Below are 14,901 nucleotides of genomic sequence, written 5' to 3'. Positions count from 1 at the left end.
AGCGCCTTTCAGCGGCTACAATCAGCGGCTTGATTCTCATCCACATTGCTCGCCCTGCGAGCAGGGAGACCTAGAGCGATGAAAGGCAGCAAGCAACGCAGCGGACAGGGTATGGGCACCCGTGCGATCCACGCCGGTCAGCATCCCGACCCGAGCACCGGTGCGATCATGACACCGATCTACGCCACCTCGACCTATGTGCAGCAGAGTCCTGGCGTGCACAAGGGCTACGAATATTCGCGGACGCAGAATCCTACGCGTATGGCGTACGAGCGCTGTGTGGCGGACCTGGAAGGGGGCGTGGCCGGGTTCGCGTTTGCCTCGGGACTGGCTGCCGCGGCCACCGTACTTGACCTGCTCGACTCAGGTAGTCATGTGATCGCGATGGACGACCTCTACGGCGGGACCTACCGTCTGTTCGAAAAGGTGCGACGCCGCTCCGCAGGCCTGGATTTCAGCTTTATTGATTTGAACGATACGGCGGCGATGAAGGCGGCGCTGAAACCCAACACCAAGATGATCTGGGCCGAGACGCCGACCAATCCGATGCTGAAACTGGTCGACCTGAGCAAGGTCGCCGCGTTCGCCAGGAAGCATGGACTGATTTTGGTAGTGGACAACACGTTCTGCTCGCCGATCTTGCAGCGGCCGCTGGAATACGGTGCCGACCTGGTACTGCATTCGGCGACCAAGTACATCAACGGCCATTCCGATATGGTCGGCGGCATTGTCGTGGCCGGTAATCAGGCGCTGGCCGAGCAGATGGGCTTCCTGCAGAACTCGGTCGGTGCAGTGGCTGGTCCTTTCGATGCGTTCCTGGCCATGCGCGGACTGAAAACCCTGCATTTGCGCATGCAGGCGCATTGCGCCAATGCATTGGAGTTGGCGAAGTGGTTGGAAAGGCATCCAGCTGTGGAGCGGGTGATCTACCCTGGCCTGAAAAGCCATCCGCAGCACGCACTGGCAAAGCGTCAGATGCATGGCTTCGGCGGCATCATCACGATCGAGGTCAAGGGGGGCTTGAAGAAGGCGCGGCGCATGCTGGAGCGATGTGAGCTCTTTGCCTTGGCTGAATCACTCGGGGGTGTCGAGAGCCTGATCGAGCATCCGGCCATCATGACCCACGCTTCAGTACCGGCGGCTAATCGCAAACGCCTGGGTATCAGTGATGGGCTGGTGCGCCTTTCGGTGGGTGTGGAAAATATCGACGACCTTCGGGCCGAGCTGACCAAAGCCCTGGATAAATAGAAGCTCTGAACAAATCAACTCGTGCCATCAAGGGATGGTGCGAAGAGTTTCTTACGACGATCAGAGGCAATCAGGTGAGTATCGCGATCAAGCAAAGGATGGCCATTGGTATCGGGCTATTGAGTCTGTCGGCATGGATTCGTCGGCAGCCATGGCTCAAGGTCATCTATCGCCATTTTCCGGTAGCGCTGCGCAACCGCGTGTCGGAGGTGCTCGCGACGCGTGCCGGTCAACATCTCAAGTTCAGGCGAACGCCGAACTGGGGACGTGGAAGCCTGTTGCGCGAGCCAGTAGCGACATCTTGCGAAAACGCCGGTGCGGAAGGCGTGGGCGTGAATATTTTTGCATACGCCCGTGGCCAGTTCGGCTTGGCCGAGGGTGCGCGACTGTACGCGCGGGCGCTGTTGGCAGAAGGTTACCCAGTGGCGATTCACGATATCGCTATCGACATTCCCCATGGCATGAACGACTTCAGTCTCGATTCGCATATTCGTGGAGAGACGCCGTACGGGATCAATCTCATCTTTGTCAATCCGGATTATCTGGAACAGGCCATGGCGAGCATTGGCAAGGAGCGTCTGGATAATCGATATACCATTGCATGTTGGTTTTGGGAGCTGGAGAAGTTTCCGGACGAATGGCTTCCTGCTTTTCTTCACGTCGACGAAGTCATGGTGTCCACGGACTTCATTCGTAACGCGGTGGCGAAGGTTACCGACAAGCCAGTGTGGAGTGTCCCACTGCCGGTCACCCAGTCGCCCGATAGTGGTCTGGTTCGAGACGATTTCGGACTCGATGAAGGTGATTTCATTTTCCTCAACAGTTTCGACTTCAATTCCTTCGTTGCTCGAAAAAATCCGGAGGCTGCGATCGAGGCGTTCCGGCTTGCATTCGCCGATGATCACCCGAACGTCAAGCTGTTGATCAAGTCGAGCAATGGTCATCGTCACCCGGAGAAGTTACGGGCATTGCTGAATGTCGCTGGGACGGACAGGCGCATCATCGTCCGGGACGAGATTATCGATCGAAGCGACATGGGTGCGCTCCAGCGGTGCGCAGATGCCTACGTCTCGCTACATCGCGCGGAAGGATTCGGTTTGGGCCTTGCCGAATGCATGCATATGGGCAAGCCGGTAATTGCCACCGCGTGGTCGGGAAATATGGACTTCATGACGCCAGCTAACAGCTGCCTGGTGGACTACCAGTTGGTGGCGGTCGGCGATGGCGAGTACTTGCATCATGCCGGTCAACGTTGGGCTGAACCAGATGTAGACGTGGCGGCAAGCTACATGCGTCGTTTGGTCGAGGATCCTGACTTCGCGGTGAGCGTCGGCGCGCAAGCAGCACGCGATATCCGAGACAGGCTTTCGCCGCAGAGGTCGGCGCAGCGGATAATCAGGCGGGTGGAGGCATTGTCGTGTTCGGGTGCGCTCACCAGTTCGGGCGTCGCTTCACCAGGTGTCACCATATGAGGAAGCGTGTTTCATGAAAGAGATTCTGTTAGCGATATGGAGCTATCGTCACTTTATCGTGTCTTCAATAAGGAACGATCTGCGCTCACGGTTCGCGCGCAGCAAGTTGGGCGGTCTCTGGATGGTTCTGCAACCTTTGGCTCAGGTCGCGATCTACGCCCTTGTGCTGTCGCGCATCATGGCTGCCAAATTACCCGGCATCGACAATCGTTATGCATATGTGATCTATCTGATGGCTGGCATGATTGCCTGGTCCTTGTTCGCAGAGGTGGTGACGCGCTCACTGACCCTATTTGTCGACAATGGCAATCTGATGAAGAAGATGGCATTCCCGCGGGTTTGCCTGCCGATTATCATCGCAGGCTCATCGTTGGTTAATAATATATTGCTCTTGGCGGCGGCAGTAGGTGTATTTCTGTTAATAGGTCATCCATTGAGCCTGGCGATGTTGTGGCTACCCATTCTGATGGGTATCAACCTGGCGTTCGCGATTGCTCTCGGCCTGATTCTTGGTGTGCTCAACGTATTCGTAAGAGATGTGGCGCAAGTCATGGCGGTAGTGCTGCAGCTGTTGTTCTGGCTGACACCGATCGTTTATATGCCAAGTATCATTCCGGACCGGCTGCGCGCCATGTTGGAATTCAATCCGATGATGCACATGGTTGTCGCATTCCAGGATGTCATCCTTTACGGGCGTGCGCCGCACATTACCGGGTTGGCTATCATTGCGGTGACTGCGGCCATCCTGCTGCTGTTTTCATTGATTCTGTTCAGGCGTGCAGCGCCCGAAATGGTGGATGTGCTGTGATTAAATCACTGCTTGAAGTACGTGGACTTGGAAAGGCTTTTCGCGATTATGGATCCGAGTGGCGTCGATTCGCTACGTGGTTTGGATTTGGTGCACGTGTCAAGTCAGAAGTTTGGGTTCTCCGTGGAGTCTCATTCAACGTCGCACGCGGTGAGTCAATCGGTATCGTTGGTCAGAATGGTGCAGGCAAGAGCACACTGCTCAAACTGATTACGGGGACACTCAGGGGCACAGAAGGTTCTGTTGCTGTGAACGGCCGCGTTGCGGCCATCCTTGAGCTTGGTATGGGGTTTAGCGCTGATTTGACCGGAAGGGAAAATGTCTACCATACGGCCGGACTCATGGGATTTTCCCGGGAAGACATTGTTGGTGTCATGGCAGCTATCGAGGAATTCGCCGAGATCGGCGAATATTTCGATGAGCCTGTACGCACCTACTCAAGCGGCATGCAAATGCGAGTGGGGTTTGCGATTGCAACGGCCTTCCGCCCGGACCTCTTGATTGTGGATGAGGCGCTGTCCGTGGGTGACGCCTATTTTCAGCACAAGTGCTTCAACCGGATACGACAGTTCCGCGAGCAGGGTACGAGCCTGTTGATTGTCTCGCACGATAGTGGTGCGGTGCAGAACTTGTGCGATCGCGCGCTGCTTCTGGAAAACGGTATGCTCGTAAAGGACGGTGACCCTGCGGAGGTCATGGATCTTTACAATGCGCTGATCGCGGAACGCGAGAACAGCACGATAAAAGTTTCCAAACATGCGAGTGGCCGCGTTCAGACCGTCTCGGGCAGTGGTGAGGCTGTAGTCGAAGATATCTCGCTCCTCAATGAGGCAGGTGAGCCCGTGGAGTTCGTTGATGTCGGCCAGCCAGTTACCTTGGTGGTTCGCGTAGCTGTGCAGCAAGATGTTCCACGATTGGTGCTGGGCTACATGATCAAGGACCGTCTAGGGCAGCCAGTATTCGGCACCAATACTCATCATACTAAACAAGTCCTTGATAACGTGCATGCAGGGCAATGTTTCGAATTTCGCATCAGCTTCCCAATGAATTTCGGACAGGGAAGCTATTCGATTTCTACGGCGCTCGTCAGTACGGAAACCCATCTCGTCAATAACTATGAGTGGAGGGACCTTGCGTTGGTCTTTAGCGTTTCCAATATGTCGCGTGCGGTGTTTGTCGGGACAGCTTGGGTTCCTCCTCAAATCGAGGTACGGAATTCATGAGTTTTGTCTCCTATGCCCAGAATTACGAAGATGTAATGGTCGCTCGCGCACTGCGTGGGATTCGGCATGGTTTTTACATTGACGTTGGAGCTCAAGACCCGGTTGATGATTCGGTGACAAAAGCCTTCTACGAAATGGGATGGCGGGGAATCAACATCGAACCCGTTACGCACTGGTTCCAGCGACTTGTCGTCGATCGTCCGCACGACATCAACTTGCAGCTTGCGGTCTCCGATCGCCCAGGCAGGCTGCATCTGTTTGAAGTGATCGATAGCGGATTGTCGACAACTGATCCTGAATTTGCGAGGCGACATGTGCAGGCAGGTCACCAGATTCGTGAGTCGGATGTGGAATGTGTGACCCTGGACAATATATGCAAAACTTGTCGAGTCACCGAAGTTCATTTTCTAAAAATCGATTGTGAAGGTGGTGAGGCTGCAACGTTGCGGGGATTCTCGCTTGAGGAGTTGCGCCCTTGGATCATATTACTGGAGGCCACTGAGCCGAATAGCCAGAAACCCGCGTATATGGAGTGGGAGCCCTTACTTACCGGGCGCGGTTATCATTTTGTCTACGAGGATGGGCTTAATCGTTTTTATGTGGCTGACGAGCATGTAGAGCTCGACGAGGCATTTTCCTACCCTCCGAACGTCTTTGACTATTTCGTGCGCGCATCAGAGATGAAAGCGCGCAATGAGTTGGATGTGGCGCAAAGAGACTTGTCGACGATTTTCAATGCACAACATGTGATCAAGCTTGAGTCCGAATGTGAATCGTTGCGAACAGATGCCGACTACCTGCGCGACGAAAACGAACGGCGCGAGGTGGCATTGGTCGAGCATCGACGCCTGCTACAAGAGGCGGCAGAGCGTGAGGCGCAGGCGTTGGCGCATGCGAAGAGCGAGAGTGAGCAATGGCGTCTAAATGCAGAATACTTGCGCGACGAAAACGAACGGCGCGAGGTGGCATTGGCCGAGCATCGACGCCTGCTTCAAGAGGCGGCGGACCGCGAAGCGCAGGCGGCGGCGCATGCGAAGAGTGAGAGTGAGCAATGGCGTCTAAATGCAGAATACTTGCGCGACGAAAACGAACGGCGCGAGGTGGCATTGGTCGAGCATCGACGCCTGTTACAAGAGGCAGCAGAGCGCGAGGCGCAGGCGGTAGCGCATGCGAAGAGTGAGGGTGAGCAATGGCGTCTAAATGCAGAATACCTGCGCGACGAAAACGAACGACGCGAGGCCGCGTTGGTCGAGCATCGACGCCAGCTAGAGGTGTTGACGGAGCATGAAGCGCGGGCGTCGGCACATTTGCAAGCTGAAATTGAGCAGTGGCGAAACCATGCCGAATGTCTGCAGACAGAACACGCTCGCAAGGAGCGGGCGTTGGCTGACCGTGAGCAAGTGATCGCTGCCTTGGAACAGACGCTGGCGGTAGCTCGGCTGGACTTGGCCTCTGCCTCCAGGCAAATGGCGTTGTTGAGCATCGAGCTGACAAACCATGAGCAGGATCTTACCTCGCTGCGCACCGAACTGGAGAATCGGGTTGCCGAAATTCCTGTATTGCAGAATGAAATCGGCCGGCTCCATCGTGAGGTGGCATTTCGCGATCAAGAGGTCAGTCGTCTGCGTGGACTGATCCAGATGATTCAGCGGAGCGTTTCCTGGCGCATTACCCGCCCTTTACGGTGGATGAGGCGTGGGGTGCACGTGGCAATCAGCACCATTTTTCGAGGTATTTACCACCTACTGCGTTGGCCTGCGCATCTATGCAGGCCGCTGCTGCGTCTGATGGCACGTTGGTCGTGGTTGCGAACTTCCGCAACTCGGATTGCCGGGCCGGATTCCAGATTGACGACCTATACACGGTTGTTCTTGTTCGGCGCTTCGCCAGCCGAGCGTTTGGGTGAGCCATCAGAAACGTCGCAGCCGCAGATGCTCATGACGAGACTGGCGACGCAGGTACTCGAAGAAATCCAGGCTGCCAGAAGAAGGCGGCAGCGAAGTGACAATCCATTGCGGTCCAGGAGGAAGTAGGGGAGTGCATATCGTATTGGATCTTCAGGCGTGCCAATCGCCAGAGAGTCGCCGCCGTGGCATTGGTCGATATTCGCTGGCGCTGGCCAAGGCAATGGCTGCAAACCCGCGTGGACATGACATTACCATTCTGCTCAATGCGGCCATGGGTGAGTCAGTCGAATTCCTGCGCGGGCAGTTCGATAGCGTTCTGCCGCAGGAGCGAATACACACTTGGGAGGCCCTGACACCCACGGCATGCGTTCACCCAGACAATGCATTCCGCATGCGGGCTTCCGAAGTGTTGCGGATGCAGACACTGCGGCAACTGAAACCGGATGTCGTCCACGTGGCCAGTTTGTTCGAGGGACTTGCCGATGATGTGATTGCCACGATACCCGGACACGAGGCACATCTTGGGGCAATCACTCTTTATGATCTGATCCCGCTGGCGCATGAGGAAACCTACCTGTGTGACCCCCGTGTCAGGCGCTGGTACATGGAAAAGGTGGGGCATTTGCGTCGAGCGGATGTGTTGCTCGGCATCTCTCGGTTTTCCTGTGACGAGGCGAGTGAGCTGCTGGAAATTCCAGCGGATCGTCTGACCGACATCTCCGGTGCTGCAGACGACATCTTCATGCCGTTGGAAAGTGCTGAGTCGTTTCGGCAGGAGCTGATGTGCCGATACAGTCTCCAGCGACCATTCATCATGTATGCGGGCGGGTTCGATGCGCGGAAGAACATTGACGCTCTGATTCGTGCGTTCGCCCTGATGCCGAGTGCGTTGCGATGCAAGCATCAATTGGTGATCGTCGGCGGGGCGCCAGCACCGGAGCGTGAAGCGCTGGAAAGCTTGGCGATGTCGCTTGGTTTGAGCGGTGATGAAGTGGTATTCGTCGGTTACGTGCCGGACCGCGATCTGGTGAAGCTCTACAACCTCTGTGCACTGTACGTCTTTCCGTCGTTGCAGGAAGGCTTCGGCTTACCTGCGTTGGAGGCCATGTCGAGCGGAGCCATCGTCATCGGCTCCAATACCTCCAGCCTTCCGGAGGTCATTGGTCGTGAGGATGCATTGTTCGATCCCCGCAATGATGGCGCCATTGCAGGAAAGATGATTGAAGCCCTTACCGACGACAGTTTTCGCGTAAGCCTTCGCGAACATGGGCGGAAACAGTGCCTGAAATTTTCGTGGCAAGAGTCTGCCCGCCGCGCTATCGCGGCTTTCGAAGCGGCAGCCAGCCGCCGTAAGCCAAGCGCCTCGCCTGGCGTATGGGAGGCGCCACAGGCGCAATTCAAGACAGCCTTCCTGCCAGCACCGTCTTCGGTCGGGGTTCGACCTGAGTTCGGTTCCGCAGTGATCTACGCAGACAAGGACTGCACGGGAGTTTCGACAAGGCGCTCACTGGCGCGTTTCATTCGCGAACGCGACCGCTTTGACCGGGTCGTCATCGAGTTGGCGGATCAACCGTATTGCGCAGAAACCCTCAAGTTTGCTGCGACGGGGGCAGTGGACGTCGTGCTGCGCGACCTGACTTTCGGCTCGGCACTGCGGGCACTAACGCGGGATGCTGAAGGTCGCGAACTTGTGGTGTCCATGCTCTATCGTGCGGGTGGATACCATGCCGTGCAGAAGGCCATCGTTCGGTGCTTCTCTGCCGAAGTGCTGGGTGAACTGGTGAACTTCCAGAGCATTGCCGCAGCAGCAAGTATTCAAGTCATTCCAGATCGCGCACTCGCCGATGGGGGTCTGCAAGAGACGTTGGCATGGCGTGACGGTCTGCGTGATACGGCTACAAAGCTGGCTGGTATCGAAGGAGCGGACGATGCTACAGAGCAGGATTGGTCGCGGGTCGCGGCAGCTCTTGCCGCGAATGTAGCTGTCCCTGGGGCCTCTTCGCAGTGGCTGGTTGATATCTCCAATCTGTTTGTGAGGGATGCTGGTACGGGCATTCAGCGCGTAGTGCGTCATGTGCTTGACGAACTGATCATGACCCCGCCATCCGGCTACCGGGTGGAGCCGGTTTGCTTGGGGGATGACGGCGTATTTCGCTATGCGCGCAGTTATTGTCAACGGCGTTATTTCAAGGGCGAGACCCTTCCGCCGGATGAACCCGTGCAGTTTGCCAAAGGCGATGTCTATCTGGGGTTGGATCTCGTCGCTCATTTGATCCCGGCCTATATCAACGTATTTCGCAAGATGAGGAATAGTGGGGTACGGCAGTATTTCGTTCTCTACGATCTTTTACCCGTCTTGCGGCCGGATTGCTTCGAGCCGCATCTGTTGCCGCTCTTCCGTCGGTGGTATGAATCAGTGGCCGAAGTGGCTGACGGCATCGTATGCATTTCCAGGGCCGTCGCGGATGAATTTGAAGCGTGGCTACATCAGGCGCGACCGGAACGGCAGCGATCGCTGGGTATCGGATGGTTTCACCTTGGCGCTGATCTGGCAGTTGCTGAAGTCACACACGCCTCCTCCGACCCCATTGACGTGAGCCTGGTCAGAGTCGATAAGCAGCCTACCTTTCTGATGGTGGGAACAATCGAGCCTCGCAAGGGGCACGCGCAGACATTGGCGGCATTTGATCGCCTCTGGGCACAGGGAACCGAGGCCAATCTCTTGATCATTGGCAGGCCGGGCTGGCTTGTCGATGATTTGCTGCTGCGTATTCGCGAACATCCCCAGCTGGGTAAGCGGCTCTTCTGGTTCGAGAAGGCGGGCGATGATTTGCTGCTTGCGGCCTATCATCGTGCGTCGGCGCTAATCATGGCCTCGGAAGGTGAAGGTTTTGGCCTACCGCTGATCGAGGCAGCACATCATGGGTTGCCGTTGATCACACGTGACTTGCCAGTCTTTCGGGAAATCGCAGGTGAGCATGCATATTACTTTTCGGGCTACGGCGCTGAAGACCTTGGTGACGCATTGCATGCGTGGTTGCAGCTTGATGCACAGGGGCAGGTGCCCCAATCGAATGGGATGCAGTGGAAAACCTGGCGAGAGGCCACGGCACAGCTTGTCGATGTTGTGCATCGTGAGGCATGGATTCATCAATGGATGCCTGGTCCGGTGCACCGTTACGGCGCATTCGACTATCGCTTTCAGTCCCAGATAGGGCAGCTCACACGTGGGCACATGGCTACGAGAGGGGATGCAGGGCTGTTAATATACGGCCCCTACGTACCGCTGCATGCTGGGCACTACCTCATCAACATATACGGCAAAGGTAACGGGGAGAATGCGTGGATGGATGTGTGCAGCTCGTTGGGAGCAAAAGTGCACGCACACCAAGATTTCTCGCCGTGTAGTGCCGATGCTGAAATATTGCTGGTTCAGACCGAGCTGACGCTGAGCTCGGATGTATCCGATCTGGAAATACGTGTTGGGGTGGGTGCAGGAACCAACTTGATGGTGCGAGAGATCGAGATTCGTCCATTTATTTCGGTGAGCGTGCTCCCTGAATCTGAACTCGTCATCTGAACCGATTGTCGCCTGGCGTTTCCAGATGCAAGGAAGAACAGGCTGTGAATTTTTTTATTGAACAGGAGCTTTCATGAAAACTGCCTTGATCACCGGCATTACCGGGCAGGACGGTGCCTATCTCGCGCAGTTGCTGCTGGAGAAGGGCTATCAGGTCTACGGTACCTATCGCCGCACCAGCTCGGTGAACTTCTGGCGCATTGAGGAGCTCGGCATCGACCAGCATCCCAACCTGTCGTTGATGGAGTATGACCTTACCGATCTCGGATCAAGTATTCGCCTGCTGGAAAGCACTGAGGTGTCGGAGGTATACAACCTTGCTGCTCAGAGTTTCGTCGGTGTGTCGTTCGACCAGCCGATCACTACGGGCCACATCACAGGCATTGGCGCCGTGCATATGCTCGAGGCGATTCGCACAGTGAACCGCAAGATTCGGTTCTACCAAGCGTCGACTTCGGAGATGTTCGGCAAGGTGCAAGCCGTGCCGCAGATCGAGACCACGCCGTTCTACCCGCGCAGTCCTTACGGAGTGGCCAAGCTCTATGCACACTGGATGACGGTGAACTACCGCGAGTCCTACGACATATTCGGCAGCAGTGGCATCCTGTTCAATCACGAATCGCCGTTGCGTGGCCGTGAATTCGTCACGCGCAAGATCACCGACGCGGTGGCAAAGATCAAGCTGGGCAAGCTAGACATACTCGAGTTGGGCAACCTCGACGCCAAGCGTGACTGGGGCTACGCCAAGGAATACGTCGAGGGTATGTGGCGGATGTTGCAGGCCGACGAGCCGGATACCTACGTGCTTGCCACGAACCGCACCGAGACCGTACGCGATTTCGTCAGCATGGCGTTCAAGGCCGCTGGTATCACGATCGAATGGCGCGGTAGCGGTGAGGATGAGCGCGGGGTCGACGCAGGCAACGGGCGTGAGTTGGTGCGCATCAATCCACGTTTCTACCGTCCGACCGAAGTCGAGCTGTTGATTGGCGACGCCTCCAAGGCGCGAGAAAAGCTGGGTTGGGAGGCGAAGACCACGTTGGAGGAGCTGTGTCAGATGATGGTCATTGCCGACATTGCTCGCAACGAGCGCGGGGCGTCGTTCTGAGGTGGGCCGTCCACGCGCACTGTTGACCGGTCGCAATGGGTTTACCGGCAGGTATGTCGCCGCCGAACTCGAGGCGGCCGGCTATGACGTGGTCGGCCTGAGCGACAGGCCTGAGCCATCGGGGTCCGAGTCGGTAGCCGTTAACCTGCTCGACCGTGAGGCGGTTGCGAAGGCTGTCGCCGAGATCAAGCCGGAAGTAGTGCTGCATCTGGCGGCCATCTCGTTCGTTGCCCATGGCGACGTCGATGAGATCTACCGTGTCAATGTGGTGGGCACCCGCAATCTTCTCGATGCACTGGCGCAGCTTGCAAAGAAGCCACGGATCGTGGTGCTGGCCAGCAGCGCCAACGTTTACGGCAACGCCGAGGTCGAGCCGATCACAGAAGAAACGCCACCGGCACCGGCGAATGACTATGCGGTGAGTAAGCTGGCGATGGAGTATATGGCGCGGCTGTGGGCGGATCGGCTGCCGATCGTGATCACGCGACCCTTCAACTACACCGGCGTGGGCCAATCCGAGCAGTTTCTGATCCCCAAGATCGTCAGTCACTTTCGGCGCGGCGCGCGGACAATCGAACTGGGCAATACGGACGTGATCCGCGATTTCTCCGACGTGCGTGATGTAGCCAAGGCCTATGGGTCGATCGTCCTGGCATTGCCTCTCGGTGGCACATTGAACATCTGTTCCGGCATGGGCCATTCGCTTGCCGACATACTGAAGATGATGGCGGAAATTGCGGGCTATCGGATCGAGGTTCAGGTCAACCAGGCGTTCGTGCGAAATAACGATGTCGCGAGGTTGGTTGGCTTCAACGGGAGGCTTCGAGCGGTGACCGGGTTCCTGCCGACAAAGCCAATGCGAGAGACCCTCGCTTGGATGTACACCGGCCAGTGACGTGCCTACATGCGGTCTTGATTTCTCAAGGCCGTGCTCCGGTATTGCCGGATCGCCGAATCTGACGAGCGCAGGGAAATGAATATGCAATCCGTGGAGATGAACGCCCGAGTGGATCGCGTGCTGGAGCTGACCGTGGTCGGGGTGCTTGCCGTCAGCGGAATCGGTCTGCTGGCGACCCTGACCGGCCATTTTCTAGCGCCGCAGATACTTCTCGCGGCTACGCTGTTGACCGGGCTATATGCGTGGCGTGCGAAGGCAGTCGCGGTGGCTGCTGGAGGTGGGCCCAAATGGACGCATGTGGTCTTGTTGTTGCTCGTGTGTCTGTTCTTTCGGTTGCCCGCGTTCAACTACGTGCTGGGGGGGCAGGACGAAGGCGTGTACGTCAACATGGCTCACTATATAGAGCGGACGGGCGGAATCGATGCCCAGGACACTGTCTTGGAGAAACTGCAGGGCACGCCGTATGTTGACCGGTACCTGTCCGAAAATCGTCATATACGTGCGTATAGCGGGCCGTTGAAGGGAGGTGATTTTGTCAGCGGCGTGTATATCAATGGCCCTGCCGACATTGGCCTCAGTTTTCAGTTCTACCACCTGTTTCCCATCTGGATGGCCCTCTTTTCCGGCATTTTCGGTGGGGCGTTCGCAGTTTACGCGCTGACATTTTTCGCGCTGCTATCAGTGGTGTTCATGCATCGGCTGACGCTAGCGCTGACTGATTCGCCACGGGCGGCATTGATCGCTGGGTTGCTACTTGCCCTCAATCCATTGCATGCTTTTTTCTCAAAATTCCCGGTAACTGAAGTGCCGACACTGGCCTTCTCCCTGATCGGCTTTACCTACTTGGCGTTGTTCTGGCGTGCCGCGGATGGTCTGTACAACCGGCGCTGGCTACTGCTATCGATGTTGAGCTTCGGTGCCCTGTTCGCGGTACGCATCAGCGGCTTCATGTACATCCCGTTTTTCGTTGCTTTGGCAGTAGCCAGTGCCACTGTCGATACCGACCGCCTGCGTCAACGGGCGATACAGTTCTGGGTGCTCGGAGTGAGTGTGCTGTATGCCATGTCGGTGGTCTACGGTTTGCACTGGTCGGGCCAGTATTCCCGTGACATCTATCGGATGTCGTTCGAGCCCATCTTTTCTCACCACTGGCAGGCCTGGCTGGCCGTCATCGTGCTGCTCGGATTGGTTGTGTGGCTCACACTGGTAGTGCTTGCACAAGGCCGCAGGCGCGTCGATGTCGAAAGGTTCGTAGTGTCTCCCACGAGGCGACTCGTAGGTCTGGTGGTTGCTGCCGGGCTGGTGCTGGGGATCTACAAGATCTATCAGCTCGGGTGGACTTCACGCTTTGCCGGCGACCCAACCCTCGACAGCGTATGGAGGCTTGTCGGCAGCCACTGGGGGGCATTGCAGTCCAGTAGTTTGGCCACGCTGTTTGTGTATCTGGGGCCGATCCTGCCGCTGGCATTCTTGGGGCTTGCGCTGCGCCGCCAAAGCGAGCCAAGCCACGAGTTTCTGCGCCTTTTCGCGGCCGGCTTCCTAGTCTACGTGTTGCTGCTGCAGTGGGTCGTGCCATATGGGCCTTACTACGCGCGTTATGTTCTGAGTGAAGTGGTTCCTTACATGTTGCTGTTCACGGTTATTGTTTGGGCGGGCATGCCCCGAGGTAGCGTACGCCGCATGCTGAGCATCACACTCGCCATCACCATGATTTACAGTGCCGGTGTTACGGCGGCGCAACTAGGTCAGAACGAAAGCGAGGGCCTGTATCAGTCGCTGTCCCAGTTACTGGCGCCGGTGGGTAGCACCGACGTGGTTCTGCTCGATACGCTGGGTCCGGGGCTACCCAACGACAGTGAACTGAAGACACCGATCAAATTCATCTTCGGCTTGCCGGCGGTCACGGTGAGCCAAGCCAGCCTAGACGACTGGTCTTATGTGGGAGCGCTGAATGCGCGTTATGACGATGTCTTCATGGTCTCGTCGTCGTCAAAGCCGCCGGCAGGCTTTGAATTCGTCAATAGAACCCGGATCAAGGTCAAGGCGTATGAATGGAATCATTCTTTTCCGCACAAGACCTTTCTGCGTGAAGACATGGATTTGTATCTGTACCGCTTGGCAACGCCGATTTTTCCGCTCGGTTACGAGGTAAGTTTTGCGGCGCCCGGGGCATGGAACAACTGGTTGGCGAGTGGTTGGAGTACGCCGGAAAATCTGGGCGTCTGGAGCAACGGTCTGCATGCGGAGATTGCGATCGACGCGAGACAGCTGCCGCATGTGAAGCACGACTTGCGTTTCAGCTTCAAGGTGGTCGGCTTGGTCACGCAGGCGTATCCGAAGCAACGCGTGCAAGTGAGCATGAATGGCGTCGCGAGTTCGCATTTGACGGTGACCTATCCGGAAGGGGGGGCGCAACTGCAACTGGATGTCCCTGCATCCGATCTCGACGCCCTGCGCAAGATTCACATTGATTTTTACCTTCCCGATGCCACCACGCCCAAGGCACTTGGAATCAACGGTGACGAGCGTGTGCTGGGTATCAGACTGGAAGCCTTGACCATTTCACCAATCGACCTGAACAGCCCGACGCCCTCCGCCACGCAGGCGCCGGTGATCGAGTCCCCTGTACAGGGCAAGCATCACCGCCATTGAGATCC

9 protein-coding genes are annotated in these 14,901 nt (G+C 56.9%); all 9 read left to right on the top strand.

Annotated elements, in window-relative coordinates:
• Nucleotides 1-78: 78 nt before the first annotated feature.
• The 9 genes from PY254_RS17255 to PY254_RS17215 all read left to right on the top strand — a co-directional run bounded on the left by PY254_RS17255 (nt 79) and on the right by PY254_RS17215 (nt 14,896).
• Nucleotides 79-1,248: a cystathionine gamma-synthase gene (locus PY254_RS17255; protein WP_281013287.1), complete on the top strand. Its 1,170-nt coding sequence runs from the start codon at nt 79-81 to the stop codon at nt 1,246-1,248.
• 74 nt (nt 1,249-1,322) lie between these two features.
• Nucleotides 1,323-2,720 carry a glycosyltransferase family 4 protein gene (locus PY254_RS17250; RefSeq protein WP_345781819.1) on the top strand — a complete coding sequence of 466 codons (1,398 nt, stop codon included), beginning with the start codon at nt 1,323-1,325 and terminating at the stop codon, nt 2,718-2,720.
• 13 nt (nt 2,721-2,733) lie between these two features.
• The gene (locus tag PY254_RS17245) at nt 2,734-3,528 is read left to right on the top strand and encodes an ABC transporter permease (protein WP_281013286.1); all 795 of its coding nucleotides are present in this window, start codon (nt 2,734-2,736) and stop codon (nt 3,526-3,528) included.
• The gene (locus PY254_RS17240; RefSeq protein WP_281013285.1) at nt 3,525-4,751 is read left to right on the top strand and encodes an ABC transporter ATP-binding protein; all 1,227 of its coding nucleotides are present in this window, start codon (nt 3,525-3,527) and stop codon (nt 4,749-4,751) included. Before PY254_RS17245 ends, PY254_RS17240 begins: the two co-directional genes overlap by 4 nt.
• Nucleotides 4,748-6,784: an FkbM family methyltransferase gene (locus PY254_RS17235; protein ID WP_281013284.1), complete on the top strand. Its 2,037-nt coding sequence runs from the start codon at nt 4,748-4,750 to the stop codon at nt 6,782-6,784. Before PY254_RS17240 ends, PY254_RS17235 begins: the two co-directional genes overlap by 4 nt.
• Nucleotides 6,785-6,788: 4 nt before the next feature.
• On the top strand, nt 6,789-10,238 hold the full coding sequence (locus PY254_RS17230) for a glycosyltransferase family 4 protein (protein ID WP_281013283.1): 3,450 nt from the start codon (nt 6,789-6,791) through the stop codon (nt 10,236-10,238).
• A 73-nt stretch (nt 10,239-10,311) separates the two neighbouring features.
• Nucleotides 10,312-11,346, top strand: a complete 1,035-nt coding sequence (gmd, locus tag PY254_RS17225; RefSeq protein ID WP_281013282.1) for a GDP-mannose 4,6-dehydratase — start codon at nt 10,312-10,314, stop codon at nt 11,344-11,346.
• A gap of 22 nt (nt 11,347-11,368) precedes the next feature.
• A complete protein-coding gene (locus PY254_RS17220) occupies nt 11,369-12,241 on the top strand; it encodes an NAD-dependent epimerase/dehydratase family protein (protein ID WP_281013281.1) in 873 nt (290 codons plus the stop codon).
• Between the two features lie 78 nt (nt 12,242-12,319).
• Nucleotides 12,320-14,896, top strand: a complete 2,577-nt coding sequence (locus tag PY254_RS17215) for a hypothetical protein (protein WP_281013280.1) — start codon at nt 12,320-12,322, stop codon at nt 14,894-14,896.
• Nucleotides 14,897-14,901 lie beyond the last annotated feature (5 nt).

It is taken from the genome of Rhodanobacter sp. AS-Z3, from assembly GCF_029224025.1.
Lineage (GTDB): Bacteria > Pseudomonadota > Gammaproteobacteria > Xanthomonadales > Rhodanobacteraceae > Rhodanobacter.
This window is presented reverse-complemented; position numbering and strand designations above follow the sequence as displayed.